This is a genomic window from Kluyvera georgiana, assembly GCF_050990895.1.
GTDB lineage: Bacteria > Pseudomonadota > Gammaproteobacteria > Enterobacterales > Enterobacteriaceae > Kluyvera > Kluyvera georgiana.
This window is the reverse complement of record NZ_CP158865.1, coordinates 497,137-518,806: the sequence shown is the minus strand read 5'-3', so window position 1 is coordinate 518,806 and position 21,670 is coordinate 497,137. Positions and strand designations below refer to the sequence as shown.

The window sequence follows — 21,670 nt, the reverse complement described above, 5'->3', positions numbered from 1 at the left end:
CGTGCTGTGATGAGTGAATATCCTGTTTTCAATAAGCTGCGCCAGGAACTCGGTTTGGCGCATTTCGCTACGAATAAAGTGACGTTAAGCAGCTGTGGGCCAATTTATCCCACGCCGTTTGCCATCGGTGACGCCGCCGCATCAATACTGGCGCTGCAGGGGATTATGCTGGACGTGCTGAGAGGTACCCAGCAGGACATTCACGTCGATGTCCGCTGCGCTGCCGCATCGACTCATGCGGTGACCTTTCAGCAACAGAACGGATATAACTGGCAGTACAACGATCCCGACTATCCCACTACCGATTTCTACCTCACCCAGGACAACCGCTGGATTTTCCTCCATGGCGGCTACCCGCGGCTGCGTGACGGTATTCTCGATATCCTCGATGTACCGAATAATCGCGCCAGAGTGGCACAGGCGGTAGCGAAGTGGGAGGCCGAGGCGCTCGAAGAGACGATCGCCCGCGCCGGGCTGTGCGCGGCAATCGCCCGTAGTCATGATGAATGGCTGGCGCATCCACAGGGGCAGGCGGTCAGCCGGGAGCCGCTGATCCGCCTTACGCGTCTGACAGACAGCCCCCCCAAACCTCGCCAGTACGGTCACGAGCGGGTTCTTCAGTCGCTGCGGGTGCTGGACTTCACGCATGTGATTGCCGGGCCGACCGCCACGCGCGGGCTGGCGCAGATGGGCGCTGACGTACTGCATATCTCATCTCCCTATCGCCCACGTATTCTGCCGTTTGACGTCGATACCAACCACGGCAAACGCAACGCCTACCTCGAGCTGTCCAGCGCCGATGGGGCAAGGCGAGCGGCGCTGCTGGTGCGTGAGGGTGACGTGTTTGTGCAGAGCTATCGCCCAGGCGCGCTCGCCCGCTATGGTCTCAGCAATGAAGAAATGGCGCACAACAATCCGCACATTATCACCGTGAACCTGAACTGCTACGGTCATCGGGGGCCATGGAAAGATCGCCCTGGGTTTGAACAACTGGCTCAAACGATAACGGGAATGGCGGTGGCACAGGGCGAAGCGGGCCAGCCGCAGTTGGGGCCAACCTATCCCAACGACTATTTGAGCGGCTACCTGGCAACACTTGGTGTGTTGATGGCGCTGGAGCGTCAGCGTCACGAAGGCGGCGCATGGCAGGTGGATGTGTCGCTGTGCCGAACGGCAACGTGGCTACAGGAGCTGGGAAGCCTGGCGGAATGGCGTCACGTACCGCCACCGGATGTTCAAGCCATCGCGGGCGGTATGGCTGTGGAACAGGGGCCATTTGGCGAACTGCGCTACTTCAATAGCGCGCTGTCGTTGGCGCACACGCCGATGCGCTTCTCGCTGCCCGCGATGCCGCTGGGGGCACACGAGGCCGCGTGGTGGTAAAACTTCCCGGGTCTATTCGGCCCGGGAAGTTGACTAATTGATGGTTAAAGCGCTCTGATACTTATGCAGCATCGCCACCAGCCGTTCAACCGGCTGCGTCACCTGCTCAGGCGCTTCCCAGACGCGAAGCTTATCCTGATAAACGCTTAATTCGTCCAGCAACCGCGAGAAGTAGTAATGGCGTTTATCGTCGCTGCTGGCCGAAATCACCTTATCGGCGGTGCGGCGCAACTGGCGGTGGAAAGCCGACAGATCGTCATTGACTGGAATCGGCGCGTCGCGCAGGCGCTGGTGCGCAATGATAAGCGTCAGCGCCAGGCGGAACTTAGCGACATCACCGGGAAACTTGTTCAACAGTAAAAAGAGCTGCTGATACAACGCCGGCAGATGGTTCTCTTTGCGCCGCGCCATATTGGTGGTCATCGCCGAGACGGCGGCAAACACAAACTGGTTCAGCAACACACGCCCAGTGCGCAAGCGCGAGTTATCGCGAATCAGCAGAATAACGATCAGCGCCATAAAGCAGCCGACAATCTGCCCCAGCGCGCTGTCGAGAAACTGGCTGAAGTGGAAAGTCATCGGGTTATCCAGCACCAGAATGTTGATGGTACTGGCCAGCGCGCCAAGCGAACCCAGCCGCCGTTTCTGCACCTCAATGCCGATAAAGAAGCACATCACCGCCAGGCTCAGACACAGCAGGAACATACTTTGCTGGGTGGCGGGCATGATCACCAGGAAATAGAGCGCACCGATCGGCAAAGCGGCGATCGTCCCGTAGAGGAAGTCAATCGCGACCATGCGCGGATTGGGAAGACGCATCGCCAGAGAGGTCACCACGGCGATCATCACCATCGCCCCGCTACCTGAAGTCCAGCCGGTCCATAGCCAGAATAAGATGCCCAACGCGCAGGAGACCGTGGTACGCCAGAAGTTGACCATCGCATGATGACGTTCGGCGGATTCCGGCCTCACCACCACTTCGCTTTGCAGAATTTCTTCTTCGCGGGCGCTGATTTTGGCGTTGCCAACCACACCGCGTCTGAGTAGCAAATAGCGCGTGGCCGCACCGACCCAACTGTAGATGGTGACCGGCGTGTCGTGTTCGCCGGTCCACGCCAGCACGCGACGCATGCGCTTAAGCTGACGATGTACATCCTGCACCGTCTCTACCGGCTCCTCAAATAGCTCGCGGTAGGCGTCTGTCACCAGCTCCGGACGCGAATTCTGCATGATAAACGTTTCAACGGCCTGGGTAATCATCGTCAGCGAGACGGTATTCAGCGCTTTCAGGCGACGGTTAGCGCGCGTCCAGCGTGATGACTCCATATTCAGGTTGCTACGCATGCCTTCCAGCGCGGTAGCGCGGCGCACCAGCGCAAGCCAGGCACGATCCATTTCATCGCTGTCACCGTGTTTAATGCACAGCTGCATCAGGCGGTATTGATCGATGAGCATCGAATCTAATTCGTTATCGATCTCTTTTTTGATCGAACGCGGAGAGAAGAGCAGATCGGCGACGATCGCGCAGACAATACCGATCACGATCTCGCTGCAGCGCTCTACCGCGAACTGTGGCGTTAATAGCGGTTCGGCCTGAATCGTAATAACGATAATCAGCGCCGTATAGCCGGAAAGCCCCCAGGCGTAGGAGTTCTCGACGCGCACCAGCGACGAGATCCAGGTACAGAAACCGGCCCAAATGCTGCACACCAGCAGCATCAGCAGCGGCGCGCGGATCATGGTGATAATAATCACCAGCGCGGCAATACAGCCGATAAAAGTACCAACAATACGCAGCATCCCACGGTAACGAATCGCCCCCGCGTAGGGTTCACCACCCGCGGCAAAGGCCGGACCGGCGGCTACCAGCGCGGCGGTGAGTACCGCCCAGCGCGGGGTTTCAAGCTGAAAGTGAAAACCGACAAACAGCGCCAGCACCACCGCGCAGGCCAGCTTAATGGCAAAGCGGATGTGCTGGTTGGCAATACTGAAGATGCCCATGGCGATTAACCGAATTCACGCAGGCGCAGCGCCAGTTTCTGGAAGAACGTCATCTGGCTGACATCACGGTCTTTTTCACCGGTGATCACCACCGTAGCGGTCGTACCCGCCGGCCACAGGTTACCCGGTTCGTCATCAAGATGAATACGGACCGGCACGCGCTGGGCCAGGCGTACCCATTCCAGATTGGAATCAACGGTCGCCATCCCTTTACTGTCGACGCTGCTGCTGGCGTTGGTGACGCCCGCCGCCATACTGTCAACGGTGCCTTTCAACACGCGGTTACTGCCCAGCGGCGTAATTTCCGCACGGTAGCCCGGACGCACGCGCTCCAGCTTGGTCTCTTCAAGATAGGCCATCACGTAGAAGGAGTGCTGTTTGACCAGCGCCACCGCCGTAGAACCACGGGTGATAAACTCACCGGCATAAACGTTCAGGTTGGTTATCCAGCCGTCTGCTGGCGCGCGAATAACGGTACGCTCAAGGTCAAGACGCGCGAGATCGCGGGTTGCCTGGGCCTTCGCTAACTGGTGCAGAACGGTTTGCAGCACGTTGTTAGACTGGTCGATTTCCTCACGTGACATTGCATTGATGCCCAGCTTGTTACGACGCCCGGCCTCACGGCTTTTCTCTTCAGCCAGCGCCTGGTAGTAGGAGACATCGGCTTCTGCTTCGGCGAGCGCCTTCTGGTAGCGCGGCTGGTCAATCACAAACAGAACCTGATTTTTGCTAACCAGTTGGTTATCCTTTACCTGAACGCCGGTAATCAGCCCCGACACATCGGGGGCGATAGCCACCACGTCCGCGCTAAAGCGCGCGTCTCGCGTCCAGGGGGATTCGGTGTAATAGACCCAGGCGCGGAAAATTGCGATGAACGCCAGGACGACCAGTATCACCGTAATAGCGGTACGGGAGATATTTCTTGTTAGTGTTTTCACATCTACCTCAAACGAACAAACGTGATATCAAATAAAACAGGCAGCAATACAGTGCAGTGTTGAACAACGCGGGATGCCAGACAAAATCATAGATCCCGGTTGGCACCAGCACTCGATGCACCACCCAAAAAATGGCGAGCGATAACAGCAGCTCAAAGAAGATCGGTGGAAAAGAGAGACCGAAAATCACGATGACAGGAAACAGGCTCATGTTGACCTTACCAGACTAGCATGCAGGTGAGATTGAAGATTTAGTTATGCAACTAACAGTATATTAACGTAACTGTTATCGCCTTATCTACATAGTGTGATGCAAATCACTTTTAAGCCAGAGTGAACAATGGAACGATTAAAACGGATGTCGGTGTTTGCCAAAGTTGTCGAGCATGGCTCCTTTACTGCCGCGGCCAGACAGCTACAGATGAGCGTCTCTTCCATCAGCCAGACTGTCTCTAAACTGGAAGATGAGCTCCAGGTCAAACTGCTTAATCGCAGTACGCGAAGCATTGGTCTCACCGAAGCCGGTAAAATCTATTACCAGGGCTGCCGCCGCATGCTGCACGAAGTCCAGGACGTTCACGAACAGCTCTACGCGTTTAATAACACGCCGATTGGAACGCTGCGTATCGGCTGCTCTTCAACTATGGCACAAAATGTTCTCGCACGGATCACCGCCGATATGTTGAAAAAGTATCCCGAGTTAACGGTCAATCTGGTCACCGGCATTCCCGCGCCAGACCTGATTGCCGATGGGCTTGATGTGGTTATCCGCGTCGGATCCTTACAGGATTCGAGCCTCTTTTCACGTCGGTTAGGCGCGATGCCGATGGTGGTGTGCGCCGCGAAAAGCTACCTGCAACAGGCGGGAGTACCGGAAAAACCTGCCGACCTCGCCAATCATTCGTGGCTGGAGTACAGCGTTCGGCCAGATAACGAATTCGAGCTGGTTGCCCCGGAGGGCATTTCCACGCGCCTCATCCCTCAAGGACGTTTTGTCACCAACGATCCGATGACTCTCACCCGCTGGCTTTCGGCAGGAGCAGGGCTGGCCTATGTGCCCCTGATGTGGGTAATCGAGGAGATCAACCGCGGGGAGGTAGAAATTCTCTTCCCGCGTTATCAGTCCGATCCCCGGCCGGTGTATGCCCTGTATACCGAGAAAGACAAGCTGCCGCTAAAAGTGCAAGTCTGTATCAACTATCTGACCGAGTATTTTGTCGAAGTGGCGGACTTATTTCAGGGAATGCGCGGAAGAAGGAAAGAGTAGTGCTGGGATATCACTTTAAACATTAAAAAAGACTATAGATATGCTTTATCTGAATATAGTCTCAACATCGTTATCGCTAATCTAAAATATCCATCTTTGGACTATCAAGATTAGCGAATTGACACTACCGGCGAGCGTCACCTATCTTATTATTCATATCTGAAATTGAGACTATTATATTAGTTACAGATATAAACAATAAGCGTGCAATATTCAGGATTACTTTAGACAAGGGCCATGTATGAATCTATTTGAAATGACGCCGCCTTCACGCCGGCGCTATGGACTCGCCGCTTTCATTGGTTTAATCGCTGGGATTGTCTCGGCCTTCGTTAAATGGGGTGCAGAAGTTCCGCTGCCTCCACGTAGCCCTACTGATTTATTTAGCAGCGCATGCGGGCCGGAACAATTGATCAGAGCGGCCGGTCAAATTGATTGTTCGCGCAATTTCCTGAACCCTCCCTATGTATTTCTACGCGATTGGTTAGGTGTTGCCGATCCTAATGCGGTGGTATACACATTTGCTGGTCATATATTTAACTGGGTTGGCGTCACGCATATTATTTTTTCTATCGTCTTCGCTGTTGGCTATTGCGTAGTCGCGGAAGTCTTCCCCAAAATTAAACTCTGGCAGGGTCTGCTTGCCGGCGCCTTAGCCCAACTTTTCGTCCACATGATCTCATTCCCATTAATGGGATTAACGCCGCCGCTTTTTGAGCTTCCCTGGTACGAGCACGTCTCCGAAATCGTGGGGCACCTGATCTGGTTCTGGTCTATTGAAATCATTCGTCGTGATTTACGTAACCGCATCACTCACGAGCCGGACCCCGAGATCCCGCTGGATCATTTACGCTAAAAAAATGGCGCGACTGCAGGCGTCGCGCCATTCATGCCTATCACCGTTCAGGTCAGGCCGTGCCGCCCACGGTCAGGTTATCCACCTTCAGCGTCGGCTGGCCAACGCCAACCGGCAGGCTCTGGCCTTCTTTACCACAAACGCCGACGCCGTTATCCAGCTTCAGGTCGTTACCGACCATAGACACCTGCTGCATGGTTTCGATACCGGAACCAATCAGCGTGGCCCCTTTCACCGGCTTAGTCACCTTACCGTTTTCAATCAGGTAGGCTTCCGAAGTGGAGAAGACGAACTTCCCGGAGGTAATATCCACCTGGCCACCGCCGAAGTTCGGCGCATACAGACCGTACTCAACGGATTCAATAATTTCCTGCGGCGTAGATTTGCCTGCCAGCATGTAGGTGTTGGTCATGCGCGGCATCGGCAGATGCGCGTAGGATTCACGACGCCCGTTACCGGTGGGCGCCACGCCCATCAGGCGTGCGTTGAGCTTGTCCTGCATGTAACCTTTCAGGATACCGTTCTCAATCAGGACGTTGTACTGGCCCGGCACGCCTTCATCGTCAATCGCGACGGAACCGCGACGGTCGCCGATCGTGCCGTCATCCACAATCGTACACAGCTCAGACGCCACCAGTTGGCCCATCTGCCCGCTGAAGACCGAGGTACCGCGACGGTTGAAGTCGCCTTCCAGACCGTGGCCTACTGCTTCGTGCAGCAGCACGCCCGGCCAGCCCGCTCCGAGCACAACAGGCAGCGTACCCGCTGGCGCAGCGACCGCAGACAGATTGACCAGCGCCATACGCACGGCTTCTTTCGCCCACGCATCAGCGCGGACTTCGCCATCGAGGTCGGCCAGGAAGTAGTCATAGCCAAAACGACCGCCGCCGCCGCTGGCGCCGCGCTCGCGTTTACCGTCTTGTTCCACCTGCACGCTAACCGACAAACGCACCAGCGGGCGAACATCCGCCGCCAGCGTACCGTCGGTTGCCGCCACCAGAATCAGCTCATACACGCCGGTCAGACTGGCGGTGACTTCCTGCACGCGCGAGTCTGCGGCACGCGCGACGCTGTCAACGCGGCGCAGAATATCCAGCTTCTCTTCGCGCGTCATGCTTTGTAGCGGATCCAGCGAGGTGTACAGCGCCGGGTGTTCAACCGCTCCCAGGGTTTGTACCTTACCATCGCCCGCATCACGCACGATGGTTCGTGCCGCCTGTGCGCTCTGCTCCAGCGCCAGGAGACTGATCTGATCGGCGTAGGCAAAGCCGGTTTTCTCGCCGCTGACCGCACGGACACCGACGCCCTGGTCGATATTGTAGGAACCGTCTTTAATGATACGGTCTTCTAAAACCCAGGATTCGTGATAGCTGGACTGAAAATAGAGATCGCCATAGTCCAGACGGCGTTCCGTGAGTTGACCAAGAATGGCAAACAGGTCCTGATGATTCAGGCCGTTCGCCGCCAGCAATTGTTCACTTACCAGGTTTAGACTCATTATTTCGCTACTCTTTAATGCCCGCGAGCCTTCAGCATGGCGGGCCTGTATTCTGGGTGTTGGTCGTATGAGATTGAGGCAATTCAAGGCTTGCGTCAAATCACGGCTATTTATTGCTACGCGCCTGGCGCAGCACTTCGTTAATTTGTGGTTTGTCGATCGGGCCGGTGATGCGATAGCGCAAGATCGAGACCTTGTTCCACAAGGGTCCCAGCACCTTGGTAGCGGCAAACACCGCCGCGCCGATAATGGGGTTTACCGCGAAAGCGGTCGCCACGCCGACCGTCGCCGAGATTTCCGGCGCAACAATCGCTTCCATATTCAGCTGTCGGCGCACCAGATCAACTGAACCTTTCATGGCGATATCCGCTTCCAGGCCATCCACCAGCGTATCATCGGTATTCAGGATCCCGTCTTTAATCCACGCGGTACTACGGATAGAGTCAAAGTAGAACCCGTCGCTGAACGTGTCGCTAAAGTCAAAACGTAGCTTACGCAGCAGCGCATCGACGCTCAGCAGGCGCAGCAGTTGCCCCGCATGGCCCGTAGAGATATCAGTAAACTGCCCTTTGCTAACGCGCGATTTGAGAATGCCGTTCAGCGAAGCGACGTCCGGCTGCCATGGTTTATCGCGCCAATGTAAATCGTAGTCTACATCAACGGACGCGTCGCGAATTGGCGTGGAAACGCCGAAGAAGGCCACCGCATCATCAACGTTGTTACCGTGAATTTTGCCCTTCAGCGAGGTCCGCTGACCAGAAGCGGCATTCACCCACACGCCATCGGCGGTCAGGCGGCCAAAACCGGTATCCACCAGCCCATTTGCCAGCGAGAGCGTATCGCCTTTGACGCTAAAATCACCGTCGATTCGCCCGTATTTTTGTCCCCATAGCCAGCACTCAGCACAGCGCAGCTGAAGATCGGGCCAACCGCGAAAATCGATAGCGCTGCCGCTGGCTGTGACGCTCGTGCTTTCAGCACTGGCCGCTTGCGCCAGAGGATTCGCCGAAGGGTTGTAGTAGAGATAGCGGATCGCGGCCTGCCACGGCGAGTTGTTCTTCATCGTCAGACTGGCGTTAACTTCACGGCCCTGCGCTTCCACCCGTGTTCCGTCAGCCGTCGGTTTTGAGACCAGGCTCAGGTTATTCCACTGCTGGCCGGCAAAGGTCAGCGACGGCGTACGTAGCGTAACGCTTTCCGGGAACGAGGCTGCCGAGCTAACGCTATCTGCCGCGCCGTGTTGGAACAGCGCCAGCCACTGCGCACCATCCATTGGCGGTAAATTGAGTTCAATTCCCGGCGTCTGCGGCAGCGGCGGTACCGTGCGGCTGTCCGAGGTCCAGATGGCGCTCTGGAGCGCCAGCTTATTGCCCAGCAGCCAGCGGCTGTTAATGTGGTTACTTTGACCGACGTTGCCGGTCAGGTCGAAACTGCGCAGATTACCGTCGACGTCAATTTTAAGCGGCAGCGCCTGACCCGCCGTTTTGTTGGCTGGCGAAGGTAAGTTACTGCTCACATTCTGCAGATCGCCGGTAATGCCTACCTTGTAGGTGGCGCTGCCGTGATACGGCAGCTCAATCGCCACGTTGCCTTTCCACGGCACGCTGCCCTTCAACGCATCGTTGAGCTGTTTCGGCAGCACGCCCATTTTCGCTGGCTGCCAATCAGCCTGCATATTCACGCCAACCTGATACGCTTTCGCCCCTTCGGCGGTGGTGAAATCGATATTCAGCGGCTGATTAAACCAGGTTGCCGTCAGCGGTTCGCTGGTCAGGTTGCCGTTTTCAAAGCTGAATTTGCCTGTGAGGTTATGCAGCGTGCTGTCCAGCGGCTTGATGAACAGGCTGTTGTTATTCAGCGCCACCTTGCCTTTAGCGGTGACCTGTTCGCCGTCGAGGGGGATATTAAGATGTAAGCGTGCACTCACATCACCGTCAATCTGCAACTCTTCAAGGGCCGCCGCCAGCGAATCGTGGAGGGGGGTTTCCTGGAAATACGGACCCACCGCCTTACCCGGGCCGTTGATATCGGCGTCGATCAGCAGCTTCTCTTTTTCGTAGTCTGGAATGGCCGCCTCAAGATTGCTGGCGGTCACGCCGCCGAGCGTCGCTTTGTCCGCCTTCATCCACAGGCCATCGTTAATAAAGTTCAGTTCGATATCAAGATTGGTCAGCGCCGGCCAGTCCGGCTGGAAGGCAAAGGTTGCGTCGTGCAACGGAACGTAGACCTGGAACTGACCTTCGTTGTGCTTATAGGGGAATAGGTGCGGGTTACCGCCGTACACCAACGTCGCGTTTTCCGCCTTCCCGGCCTTAATCGCGCCGCTCAGGTAGTCAACCAGCTTCTTGCCCATCAGGTTTTCCGGGAAGTAGCGCCACGCCTGACCGCCATCATCAGTGCTGATACCGGCGAGAATGCCAAGCCAGGGCTGATCGTCTTTTGGCTGAAGATAGCGGAAGCCGCCCGCGGCACGAACGCCGGTCGCCTGCACGTCGATATTACGCCCGTCCAGCATCAAGCCCTGGTCGTTGTTCACCCAATTCAGGGTGGCAACACCGTTGGCAATCTCCAGCGGCGCGCGAAACACGTGCTCGTAAGGCATCAGCGCTTTTTGCATGGCGACGTGCAGCGCGCCGTTCTCAACGCTGCCCGAGACGCTACCTGAAACGTGTTCAGCGCCCGGCAGCAGCTTCCACTGCTTCCAGGCGAGGTTGTCCCAGCTGGCGTTAAAGCGTGTTTTGTTGGTTTCCTGGAGCGGAATGTCCATTGCCAGAGCATCAATCATGCCGGTGGGTTGAGCCGTGCGCCAGATATCAGCCACTTCCGGCGAGAGCTTCTCGGCAATGGGCAGCAGACCGTTTAACCCCGCAAGCGACAGGTGGCTGGCGCGGATGCGCAGCTCATCGCTACGCTTAGCGTCTGGTCCGCCAACTTCCTGAGCCGGGATCCACGCCAGCGCCAGCGCGCCGCGCGGCCATGGCGTATTATCAATGGTGATGCGGGTATCGGGAATGCGGAATTCCCAGCCCTCTTTTTCCCGTGAAAGATGCGCGGTGAGGTTATCCACCGAGAGCTGATGCGTTTGCTGGTCGCCCTGCCAGCTGGCGCCGCCCTTCTTCAACCACACGTCGCCGCTGGCGATTTCGCCTTTATCCAGCGTCGCCCACCCCTCAAGGCTAAAGCGGGCGCTGGTCAGCGCGATATTGTCCTGCATCCAGCGGCCCAGCCACGGCTTAACGTCGATATCATCGGCCTGCAGCCACAGGCGACCTTTGTTTAGAAGGCCGTTTTCATCACGCAGATCCATGCGCACTTTCATCACCCCGTGCTGCCCGGTCAGGCTGGAAAGGCTCAGCTCGCCTTCGGCACGGTGACGGTTTTTGTCATTCACCCACGTCAGCTGCGGCACCGCCAGTTCGGCACGCTGGCCGGAGAGGGTCAGGAAGCTGAGATGGCTATCGCGTAAGGTGAAGTGATCGAACTGACGCAGGAAGAGATCGCCGATACGATCGCCCTTCAGGCCATCGCCGCTATCGTTTTTCTGCAGCGGCGTGTTGGTGTGAATTTGCAGCTGCCAGAAGGTCAGCTCGCGGAACTGCCAACGCATGTGCAGCAGACTTTGCCAAACGTCCAGCGCCATGGAGGCGCGTTTGATAGAGAGTTCGCCGCCATCATTGAGCCCGGCTTTGATATCGCGAACGTCAAGCGTCGGACCAAAATTCTGCCAGCTGGCCTGGATTTGCGAAGCGGAGACCGGCAGCCCGGTCGCCGTTTCAATTTTGCTCAGCAGTGCCGGACGCCATTTATCCAGATGCGGCAAAGCCAGACGCAGGCCGCTCACCAGCAGCGCGACAACAACAACCAGTGTGGCAACGGTGAGCAGTAAAATCCCCGGCAATCGCCTCACGCATCTCTCCTTGGGTCGCAGCAGGCTGCGTTGTTACATCATGACCACATCAAACTGCTCCGGGTTATAGAGCGGTTCAATCTGTACTTTGACCTGCTTACCCACAAAGATCTCCACTTCCGCCAGCGCATGGGACTCTTCGCCCTTCAGCGTTTCGGCTACCGAAGGAGAAGCATAGACCAGGAAGCGATCGGAGTCGTAGGCGTGATGAACGCGAACGATTTCACGCATGATTTCATAGCATACCGTTTCAACGGTTTTTACCGTACCGCGACCATGGCAGGTCGGGCACTCGGTGCACAGCACATGTTCAACGCTCTCACGCGTACGTTTACGGGTCATCTCTACCAGTCCCAGCGGCGAGAAGCCGTTCACGCTGGTTTTGACCCTGTCTTTACTCAGCGCCTGCTCCAACGAGTGCAGCACACGGCGGCGGTGATCTTCATTATTCATATCGATAAAGTCGATGATGATAATGCCGCCGAGATTCCGCAAACGCAGCTGACGGGCAATCGCCTGGGTGGCTTCAATGTTGGTGTTGAAAATGGTGTCATCAAGATTACGGTGGCCGACAAAAGCCCCGGTATTGATATCCACGGTAGTCATCGCTTCGGTCTGGTCGATAACCAGATAGCCGCCTGACTTAAGTTCAACTTTACGCTCCAGCGCGCGCTGGATTTCATTCTCAACGTCGAAGAGATCGAAGATAGGCTGGCGACCGCTATAGTGCTCAAGCTTACTGGTCATTTCAGGCATATATTCAGCCGTGAATTCCATTAACGCTTCGTAGGTTAAACGGGAATCCACGCGAATTTTATCGAGCTGCGCGTCAGCAAAGTCACGAAGCACACGCTGCGCCAGCGCCAGCTCGCCGTACATCTGGTAGCGGGTCTGTGGGCGTTTTTTACGCTCCATCACTTTGGTCCATACGCGCTTGAGGTAGGCGGCATCAGAGGCTAAATCCTCTTCGCACACCCCTTCAGCGGCGGTACGGATGATAAAGCCGCCCTGCTCATCGCAGTAATCGGCCACCACCTTCTTTAAGCGGTCGCGTTCGGCTTCGCTTTCAATACGCTGAGAGACGCCGACGTGAGAAGCGCCGGGCATAAAGACCAGATAGCGGGACGGTAAGGTGATATCGGTGGTCAGACGCGCGCCTTTGGTACCCAGCGGATCTTTCACCACCTGTACCATCAGATCCTGACCCTGACGTACCAGTTCAGAGATATCGCGGACGGTGAACTGTTTTTGTTCTTCACCGGCCACACATTCGGTATGCGGCATGATATCGGAAGCGTGCAGAAACGCCGCCTTATCCAGACCAATATCTACAAAAGCCGCCTGCATACCCGGCAAGACCCGACTGACACGACCTTTGTAGATATTGCCTACTATTCCGCGTCGCGCTTCACGCTCAATATGAATTTCCTGCAAAATGCCGCCATCGATGTACGCCACCCGCGTCTCCGATGGCGTCACGTTCACTAATAATTCAGCCGTCATGTTTATCCCTTTTTTCACGTAGCGAGTTAAAGTTACTCAGCAACTCATACGTTTCCACCAGCGGTAAGCCGACTACGGCGTGATAGCTGCCATTTATCTTCCTGACAAAACAGCCACCCAACCCTTGAATACCGTATGCACCTGCTTTATCTAAAGGTTCTCCGCTCGCAACATACGCTGCGATATCGTCATCAGAGAGCATCCGGAAGGTCACCTCAGTGACCACCAGACAGTCGAGCGTTTGCTGGCTATCGGCCAGCGCAACGGCGGTCATCACCTGATGGGTATTTCCCGAAAGCTTACGCAACATCGCTGCCGCATGGGCTTCATCGCGCGGTTTCTCCAGCACTTCACCGTTGAGGATAACAATGGTATCCGCCCCCAAAACCGGGAGATCCTCGCGGGCTAAGGCAACGCCCGCCTGCGCTTTCTCGCGCGCCAGTCGCGCCACATAGTGCGGCGCATCCTCATGAGGACGGCGCACTTCTTCAATACCCGGGACCACTTTCTCAAAGGTTACACCTAACTGAGTGAGCAGTTCCTGACGACGCGGGGAACCAGAAGCAAGATAGAGAGATACCATAACGACCTTATTGAACGGCAAATTGCTGGCGAACTTTACGCATCAGAAGAAATATCCACGGCCAGAGCACGCCGTTTACTACACTATTCCAGAACACTTCAGGTCGGAAAGAGACGTTGATCACTAAAAACTCTGCCCAGAAAACAATAATATCCGTGGCGAGCGAGAGCAACATAACCACCAGCGCCTGCTGCCAGAGCGCCAGGTTACGGAACAGTTGATACTTCAGCGCCACCAGATACGCCACAATGCTCAACGACAGCGCGCGCACGCCAAGCGTTGAACCACTGATCAGATCCAGTATGGCACCCATCACGAACCCCGTGCCAACATTCACCCGATGCGGCAGCGCCAGCGACCAGTACAGCAGAATGAGCAGCACCCAGTTTGGCCGAAAAACCGTGAGGTCGTCCGGCCAGGGCATAACCTGTAGCAACAGTGCGATAAGAAACGAGAGCCAGATGACCCATCGTCCCTGGCTGCGGTAACTTGCCACTATTGCCCTCCTGCGGAGGATGGCGGTGGCGGCGTAACCGCAGGCGGAGTAGCAATTCCGGTTGCCGGTGCAGGCAACTGTGGCCCCATCGCATCAGGCGACGGCAGCACTTGAGGCATCATCTGCATCAAACGTTCGTTGGCCACGCGATGCACCTCTTCCGGGGTCATCGGGTTAGTGCCGTTACGATCGGCACCCCACAGCAACAGCAGATAGCGCAGACGCTGAAGGCCCGCGGTTGGGCGAGCCTGAATCACGGTATATGCACGCTGGGTGTCCAGCTTAACCGAAGACACAACGCCCACCGGATAACCTTCCGGGAAACGCCCGCCCAGGCCAGATGTCACCAGCACGTCGCCCACACGAATGTCGGTGTTGGCAGGCAGATGCTCCAGTTGGAGATCGTCGGTGCAGCCGTTACCGGCGGCAATCACGCGGATATCGTTACGCAGCACCTGAATAGGCAGCGCGTGGGTGGCATCGCAAATCAGCAGCACGCGGCTGGTGAGTTTGGCGACGGCCACAACCTGACCCACAACGCCTTTGTCGCTGATCACCGGCTGGCCTTCGTAAACACCGTTCACGCTGCCTTTGTCGATAACCACCTGGTCGCTGTAGGGATCGTTTACCGTTGAGATCACCTGCGTCACCATTTTCTGTTCGTCCTGGCGCAGCGGTGAACCTAACAGCTCACGTAAACGGGCATTTTCTTGTTTGTACTGACCCAGCATCAGCAGGTCGCTGTTTTTCAGCAGCAGCTCCTGGCGTAATGCACGGTTTTCAAGCTCGAGCTGGTCGCGTGAAGCCAGCGTTTGCGAGACGCTATCGAGCAGTTCACGGGGACCATTAGAAACAAAGTAGAAAGGACTGACGGCAGTATCCATGTACGTTCGGATTTGACTGAACATACCCAGGCGGCTGTCGGCGATAATGACACCCAGCGCCACCAGCACCGCCAGAATAAGGCGAATCTGCAGCGACGGGCCACGGCTAAAAATGGGCTTCATAGGCTATGCGTATTCTCGTGTCAGTGAAATTGAGGGTAGCCTTTCTGGCTACCCTGAACCTCATGCTGACTACTCTTCGCTAAACAAGTCGCCGCCGTGCATGTCGATCATTTCCAGCGCCTTGCCGCCGCCACGCGCTACGCAGGTCAGCGGATCTTCAGCAACGACAACTGGAATACCGGTTTCTTCCATTAACAGGCGGTCGAGGTTGCGCAGCAGCGCGCCACCACCGGTCAGAACCATACCGCGCTCGGAGATGTCGGAAGCCAGTTCTGGCGGGCACTGTTCCAGTGCAACCATCACTGCGCTCACGATGCCGGTCAGCGGCTCCTGCAGCGCTTCGAGAATTTCGTTGGAATTCAGCGTGAAGCCACGCGGAACGCCTTCTGCCAGGTTACGGCCACGCACTTCGATCTCACGCACTTCGTCACCCGGATAAGCGGAGCCAATTTCGTGCTTGATACGTTCTGCGGTTGCTTCACCGATCAGAGAGCCGTAGTTACGGCGAACGTAGTTGATGATAGCTTCGTCGAAGCGGTCACCACCGATACGTACAGAAGAGGAGTAAACCACGCCGTTCAGGGAGATAACGGCCACTTCAGTGGTACCACCACCGATATCAACCACCATGGAGCCAGTGGCTTCAGAAACAGGCAGGCCTGCACCAATTGCAGCAGCCATCGGCTCTTCAATCAGGAACACTTCACGGGCGCCTGCGCCCTGAGCGGATTCACGGATCGCACGACGTTCAACCTGCGTTGCGCCAACCGGTACACAGACCAGTACGCGCGGGCTTGGGCGCATAAAGCTGTTGCTGTGAACCTGTTTGATGAAGTGCTGGAGCATTTTTTCAGTCACGAAGAAGTCAGCGATAACGCCGTCTTTCATCGGACGAATAGCCGCGATGTTGCCCGGCGTACGGCCCAGCATCTGTTTTGCGTCATGACCTACGGCGGCCACGCTTTTCGGTGAACCGGCACGATCCTGACGAATGGCGACCACGGAAGGCTCATTCAATACGATGCCTTGTCCTTTTACGTAAATCAGGGTATTCGCGGTACCCAGGTCAATGGACAGGTCATTGGAAAACATGCCACGAAATTTTTTCAACATACTAAGGGATAATCCTGAAAGCTGGGGCGGAAAAATAAAATCCGCTTACTTTACCAACCACACGCAGCAGCGACAAGGCGCAAAAATCATCTGCAACGGTGAAAATTAGTGCAGTTCGTTACCTTTGTTACAAATCCAACCTGACTCCTTCAGTGCAGGGAGACTCACTGCCGCTCCATCCTGGATTTGTACCTGTCAAAGGTCGTCACATGCGTGATGCGTCGTTTCCCCCGGCGAGCAGACATGCACACTCCCGGAAAAAACCGCGCGCGTTATTCTACGTGATAAACACGTTAAACAGCAGGTCAAACCGAATATCTTTGCGAATATTTTTTCACATTTGCGTCAAGTGGCTGGGAAGAGGCAAAAAAATCCCCCTGACCGCCGAAAACTCCGCATTCTGTCAGCGCCTGCCATTCACTGCGGCTGCGTACACCGGCGGCAAATACCTGGATTGATGTTCCTTTACAGGCCTCTACCAGGCTTTGTACCAGCAGCTGGTTCTGGCTACGCTTTTCAATGTCACGCACCAGCACCGGATCGATCTTAATCAGTTCAATCTCAAGCTGCTTAATCCAACTGGTGCTGACAAGGGCTAACCCCGCCTGCGTAACCGCGACCCGAACGCCTAACGCATGAATTAAACGCACGACGGGCTGGAGACGCGTCATATGTTGACAGACATCTACCTCTGCAAGTTCAAAAATAATCCGTCGACGATGCGATTTTTCGCACTGCATCAGTACGTCACGCAGCCAGCGCTGAAAACGCGGGCGGATCAATGACTCTACGGTGACCTGAATCGCCAGGTTTTCCTGCGGCCAAAATCCGAGGAAAGGAAGCAGACGGGTAATCTGCTGGCGGTCGTACTCTTCGCCCAGACCAAACTCCAGCACCATTGGCAGATACTCGGCGGCAATCACCTCTTCTTTGCCATCGAAGATCCGACATATAAGCTCGCGGTGGTGCACGGTGCCATCGAGGGTGACGGCGGGCTTTTGATACAAACGCGGGCCGCCGCGACTGAGCATTTGCTCAATAAGGGTACGCCAGCGCACGTTGCCACGCCCTTTCTCCGGTAGTGAATCATCATAAATGGCCCAGCTATTGCTGCCCTGCAATACGGCATTACGTACCGCCGCTTCGGCGTGCTCCATCACCTGCTCGGTGGTTTGCCCGCTGCGCCAGGCACAAATGCCAATATGCATCATGTCATCGCGATCGAGAATTTTAGCCAGCGGCAGACCGTCGATAGCTTTTAATAGCTGTCCGGCAATGCTGTCGGCCTCTTTCAGCGTACGATGCGGCAGTAGAACGGTAAAGTCGCTGCGGCGGTAGCGCGCCAGCAGCGCACCGGGATAGCGCATAATAAAGGTAGAGAGCAGGTTAATCAGCGTGAAGACGTGCTCCTCTGCCGCCGCGCGGCCCCAGTTGTCGCGCAGGAAGTCGAAGTCCGGCAGGCGGATCATCATAACGATGCCGTGTGCGCCGACGTTCTCCTGATCGTCAAGCAGCGTCGCCAACTGGCTATCGAAGAACTGACGGTTGCTCAGGCCGGTTTTTGAATCCTGCGCGGCATAAGAGCGAATCAGCGTATCCAGCCGGCTGCGCTGTTCGCCGGCAAACTGAATCTCCGACAGCAGCGTATCCAGCGCCGAACTGGTTCGCGCTGGCCATTCGTGGATAGTCCCCTTCGCTTTCGCCCCGCGCTCGCCGTTAAGAATTCGCGTAGCGCGCATCTCCAGCAACTCTTCCCCCGCCAGTTGTCGTCGCAGCCAGCGCACAGCAACAAAGACCACCAGCACCATAAAGGCAATTGTGATGGTCAAAGGCGCGGTGGTCATCAGCGAGCGGAAATAGTTGGCCATCGGATCCTGATACACCAGGTGAATCTTCATACCGGGATGCTTGAGCGACGCCACCGTTATTTCGCGATACTGATAGTGGCTCCCCATCGGCAGATAACTACTGTTGCGGGTATGGTGGAACAGTGATTTGTCGTTCAGGGTAAAGTCGATACGCACGATGTCGAGCGGCACCATGATTTCATCGAGCTGGTAGTCGAGCGTTTCAAACGAGCTGTTGACCAGTCGATTATCCAGCACGGTCGCGACGGCCTGCACGCGAGTGGCTATCTTATACTGTATGCCGTTATAGAAACTCAGTGAGGAGCCAATTAACGTCACAAAGATGGTAAGCCCGGTTAAGAGCGTAAAAAAGGCTGAGAACTTCGTCGTTAATCGCATCCCTGAGTTAACTCCGTGGGTTAATCATCCCCGACAGAGGCCGGGTGCCAGCGTCCGTGTCTTACAAGAAGTAAGCACTAACATATCAAACCAGGCTGGCATACTACCAAACCTGGCGGATCTGGCAATTTATTGCGCCAAATCGATATCAAATGATGATAAGCGAGTATAGTCCCCGGTAAATTTTTTCACTATCAGACCATGTAAGGAAAGGTTATGCAGGCACTCATCTTAGAACAGCAGGATGGCAAAACCCTCGCCGCAGTGAAGGCCGTTGATGACAGTCTGCTGCCGCAGGGCAACGTCACCGTCGACATCCAGTGGTCCAGCTTGAACTATAAAGATGCGCTCGCCATCACCGGTAAAGGGAAAATTATCCGCAACTTCCCGATGGTGCCGGGTATCGACTTTGCCGGTACGGTTCATCACAGTGACGATCCCCGCTTCACGACGGGTCAGCAGGTGCTGCTGACCGGCTGGGGCGTCGGCGAAAATCATTGGGGCGGGCTGTCCGAACGCGCACGTGTCAACGGTGACTGGCTGGTACCGCTGCCGGCAGGTCTGGACGGGCGTAAGGCCATGATTATCGGCACCGCGGGCTTTACCGCAATGCTGTGCGTGATGGCGCTGGAAGACGCTGGCGTGCGCCCGGAAGATGGCGAGATCGTGGTGACCGGCGCCAGCGGCGGCGTAGGCAGCACCGCGATAGCGCTGCTGCATAAGCTGGGTTATCAGGTTGCCGCCGTTTCCGGACGCGAAAGCACTCATGATTATCTGCGCGCGCTGGGCGCGAGCCGCATTCTGGGCCGTGACGAATTTGCCGAAACCCGTCCGCTGGAAAAACAGGTCTGGGCCGGTGCGGTAGATACCGTGGGTGACAAAGTGTTGACCAAGGTGCTGGCGCAGATGAATTACGGCGGTTGCGTCGCAGCCTGCGGCCTGGCTGGCGGTTTTGCGCTGCCGACCACCGTCATGCCGTTTATCCTGCGTAACGTGCGTCTGCAGGGCGTCGACTCCGTCATGACGCCAGCGGCACGCCGCGCCGAAGCGTGGAAACGTCTGGTGGCGGACCTGCCGGAAACGTTCTATCACCAAAGCGCAACGGAAATTAGCCTCGACCAGGCGCCCGCATTTGCCGACAAAATCATTAACAACCAGATTCAGGGCCGTACGCTGGTCAAAATCGCCTAAAATGCAATTTTTCGTGACATATTCGCATTAATGTCAGGCCTCCGTCATGCTTAGAAAAAAGCATGACGGAGAGCATTATGAATCGCAAAAAACTGACTGAAGCAGACGTCACGGCCGAGTCCGTGTTTATGCTCAAACGCCGCCAGGTGTTGAAAATGTTAGGCATTGGCACCGCTGCCGCCTCACTTCCCCTGCACGCCTCCAGTCTGACGGACTGGTTTAAAGGCAATGACCGTCCTGCCGCCCCCTCAGGCGCGCCGCTTACCTTTGATAAACCCGCCCAATGGCAAAGCAAACTGACGCTGACGCCAGAAAATAAAGTCACCGGCTACAACAACTTTTATGAATTTGGGTTAGATAAGGCCGATCCGGCGGCTAACGCCGGCAGTTTACAGACCAATCCCTGGAAACTCACAATTGGTGGCGAGGTGGCGAAACCGTTAACGCTCGATCATGATGACCTGACCAAACGTTTTCCGCTGGAAGAACGAATTTATCGAATGCGCTGCGTGGAGGCGTGGTCGATGGTGGTGCCGTGGATTGGCTTCCCGCTGCATAAGCTGCTGGCTGCCGTCGAACCCACCAGCAACGCGAAATATGTGGCTTTTAAAACCCTCTACTCGCCAGAAACTATGCCTGGGCAGAAGGATCGCTTTATCGGCGGCGGCCTGGCATATCCTTATATAGAAGGGTTGCGTCTCGACGAAGCGATGAATCCGCTGACGCTGCTCACCGTGGGCGTTTACGGCAAAGCGTTGCCACCGCAAAACGGCGCGCCGATCCGCCTGACGGTGCCATGGAAGTACGGCTTTAAAGGCATTAAGTCGATTGTCAGTATTACGCTCACCCGCGATCGCCCCGATACCACCTGGAACCTGGCGGCTCCTGACGAATACGGTTTTTACGCCAACGTGAACCCGCATGTCGATCATCCACGCTGGTCTCAGGCAACGGAACGATTTATCGGTTCTGGCGGTATTCTCGACGTACAGCGCCAACCGACGCTGCTGTTTAACGGCTACGCCGATGAGGTGGCCTCGCTTTATCGCGGGATGAATCTGCGGGAGAATTTTTAATGCGCTTAACGGCTAAACAGATAACCTGGCTGAAAGTTTTCCTGCATTTTGCCGCATTTTTACCGTTTGTCTGGCTGTTCTGGGCGGTCTCGCAAGGACAGCTCAGCGCCGATCCGGTAAAGGATATTCAGCACTTTACCGGTAGGATGGCTCTGAAATTGCTGCTGGCGACCTTGTTGGTCACCCCGCTGGCGCGCTACGCTAAACAGCCGTTGCTGATTCGCACGCGTCGGTTGTTAGGGCTATGGTGTTTCACCTGGGCGACAATTCACCTCACCAGCTACAGCGTGCTGGAACTGGGGATCCAGAATCTGTCGCTATTGGGACACGAAATCGTGACTCGCCCCTATTTACTGCTGGGATTAGCCTGCTGGCTTATCCTGTTGGCGCTGGCTGTGACCTCAACGCAGGCCATGCAACGAAAACTGGGACGCCGTTGGCAGCTTTTGCATAACTTCGTCTATCTTGTCGCGATCCTTGCACCGATACATTACCTGTGGTCGGTGAAGATTATCTCACCGCAACCGCTCATCTATGCCGGTTGCGCGATCGTGCTTTTAGCCTGTCGCTACAAGAAGTTTCGCCAATGGTGGCGATGATGTCGC

General features: G+C 56.1%; 17 protein-coding genes. 6 read left to right on the top strand and 11 right to left on the bottom strand.

Annotation, left to right across the window (positions count from 1 at the left end):
• Positions 1–9 precede the first annotated feature (9 nt).
• Positions 10–1,383 carry a CoA transferase gene (locus tag ABTW00_RS02515; RefSeq protein ID WP_433638664.1) on the top strand — a complete coding sequence of 458 codons (1,374 nt, stop codon included), beginning with the start codon at positions 10–12 and terminating at the stop codon, positions 1,381–1,383.
• Between the two features lie 33 nt (positions 1,384–1,416).
• Here the strand turns inward: ABTW00_RS02515 and aaeB are convergent, their stop codons facing one another.
• From aaeB to aaeX, 3 genes are read right to left on the bottom strand one after another with little or no spacing between them, the layout of a single operon-like run.
• A complete protein-coding gene (gene aaeB, locus ABTW00_RS02510; protein ID WP_065356168.1) occupies positions 1,417–3,384 on the bottom strand; it encodes a p-hydroxybenzoic acid efflux pump subunit AaeB in 1,968 nt (655 codons plus the stop codon).
• A gap of 5 nt (positions 3,385–3,389) precedes the next feature.
• Positions 3,390–4,322, bottom strand: a complete 933-nt coding sequence (gene aaeA / locus ABTW00_RS02505; protein WP_064541765.1) for a p-hydroxybenzoic acid efflux pump subunit AaeA — start codon at positions 4,320–4,322, stop codon at positions 3,390–3,392.
• A gap of 7 nt (positions 4,323–4,329) precedes the next feature.
• Positions 4,330–4,533, bottom strand: a complete 204-nt coding sequence (aaeX, locus tag ABTW00_RS02500; protein ID WP_064541762.1) for a p-hydroxybenzoic acid efflux pump operon protein AaeX — start codon at positions 4,531–4,533, stop codon at positions 4,330–4,332.
• Between the two features lie 129 nt (positions 4,534–4,662).
• Here aaeX and aaeR point away from each other — a divergent pair, with 129 nt between their 5' ends.
• Together aaeR and ABTW00_RS02490 are read left to right on the top strand one after the other, a co-directional pair.
• Entirely contained in the window at positions 4,663–5,589 is a 927-nt protein-coding gene (aaeR, locus tag ABTW00_RS02495; protein WP_064541759.1) for an HTH-type transcriptional activator AaeR, read from the top strand.
• 241 nt (positions 5,590–5,830) lie between these two features.
• The gene (locus ABTW00_RS02490) at positions 5,831–6,445 is read left to right on the top strand and encodes a YagU family protein (RefSeq protein ID WP_064541756.1); all 615 of its coding nucleotides are present in this window, start codon (positions 5,831–5,833) and stop codon (positions 6,443–6,445) included.
• Between the two features lie 52 nt (positions 6,446–6,497).
• Here ABTW00_RS02490 and tldD read toward each other — a convergent pair whose 3' ends face one another.
• The 8 genes from tldD to csrD form a co-directional block, all read right to left on the bottom strand.
• Complete coding sequence (tldD, locus tag ABTW00_RS02485; RefSeq protein WP_163446529.1) at positions 6,498–7,943, bottom strand: metalloprotease TldD; 1,446 nt, start codon at positions 7,941–7,943, stop codon at positions 6,498–6,500.
• A gap of 106 nt (positions 7,944–8,049) precedes the next feature.
• The gene (gene yhdP, locus ABTW00_RS02480) at positions 8,050–11,850 is read right to left on the bottom strand and encodes an AsmA2 domain-containing protein YhdP (protein ID WP_065356169.1); all 3,801 of its coding nucleotides are present in this window, start codon (positions 11,848–11,850) and stop codon (positions 8,050–8,052) included.
• 33 nt (positions 11,851–11,883) lie between these two features.
• Positions 11,884–13,353, bottom strand: coding sequence for a ribonuclease G (gene rng, locus ABTW00_RS02475; RefSeq protein ID WP_064541745.1), 1,470 nt, complete (start codon positions 13,351–13,353; stop codon positions 11,884–11,886).
• Positions 13,343–13,936 carry a Maf family protein gene (locus tag ABTW00_RS02470; protein ID WP_064541742.1) on the bottom strand — a complete coding sequence of 198 codons (594 nt, stop codon included), beginning with the start codon at positions 13,934–13,936 and terminating at the stop codon, positions 13,343–13,345. Before ABTW00_RS02470 ends, rng begins: the two co-directional genes overlap by 11 nt.
• Positions 13,937–13,943: 7 nt before the next feature.
• The gene (gene mreD, locus ABTW00_RS02465) at positions 13,944–14,432 is read right to left on the bottom strand and encodes a rod shape-determining protein MreD (RefSeq protein ID WP_433638654.1); all 489 of its coding nucleotides are present in this window, start codon (positions 14,430–14,432) and stop codon (positions 13,944–13,946) included.
• On the bottom strand, positions 14,432–15,439 hold the full coding sequence (mreC, locus tag ABTW00_RS02460; RefSeq protein WP_064541735.1) for a rod shape-determining protein MreC: 1,008 nt from the start codon (positions 15,437–15,439) through the stop codon (positions 14,432–14,434). Before mreC ends, mreD begins: the two co-directional genes overlap by 1 nt.
• Positions 15,440–15,508: 69 nt before the next feature.
• The gene (gene mreB / locus ABTW00_RS02455) at positions 15,509–16,552 is read right to left on the bottom strand and encodes a rod shape-determining protein MreB (RefSeq protein WP_000913396.1); all 1,044 of its coding nucleotides are present in this window, start codon (positions 16,550–16,552) and stop codon (positions 15,509–15,511) included.
• Between the two features lie 305 nt (positions 16,553–16,857).
• On the bottom strand, positions 16,858–18,798 hold the full coding sequence (gene csrD, locus ABTW00_RS02450) for an RNase E specificity factor CsrD (protein WP_064541732.1): 1,941 nt from the start codon (positions 18,796–18,798) through the stop codon (positions 16,858–16,860).
• Positions 18,799–19,014: 216 nt separating this feature from the next.
• Here csrD and acuI point away from each other — a divergent pair, with 216 nt between their 5' ends.
• The 3 genes from acuI to msrQ all read left to right on the top strand — a co-directional run bounded on the left by acuI (position 19,015) and on the right by msrQ (position 21,664).
• Positions 19,015–19,989 carry an acrylyl-CoA reductase (NADPH) gene (acuI, locus tag ABTW00_RS02445; RefSeq protein WP_433638638.1) on the top strand — a complete coding sequence of 325 codons (975 nt, stop codon included), beginning with the start codon at positions 19,015–19,017 and terminating at the stop codon, positions 19,987–19,989.
• A gap of 77 nt (positions 19,990–20,066) precedes the next feature.
• Positions 20,067–21,065, top strand: a complete 999-nt coding sequence (gene msrP / locus ABTW00_RS02440; RefSeq protein ID WP_065356172.1) for a protein-methionine-sulfoxide reductase catalytic subunit MsrP — start codon at positions 20,067–20,069, stop codon at positions 21,063–21,065.
• Positions 21,065–21,664: a protein-methionine-sulfoxide reductase heme-binding subunit MsrQ gene (msrQ, locus tag ABTW00_RS02435; RefSeq protein ID WP_433638634.1), complete on the top strand. Its 600-nt coding sequence runs from the start codon at positions 21,065–21,067 to the stop codon at positions 21,662–21,664. The genes msrP and msrQ overlap by 1 nt, the downstream gene beginning before the upstream one ends.
• Positions 21,665–21,670 lie beyond the last annotated feature (6 nt).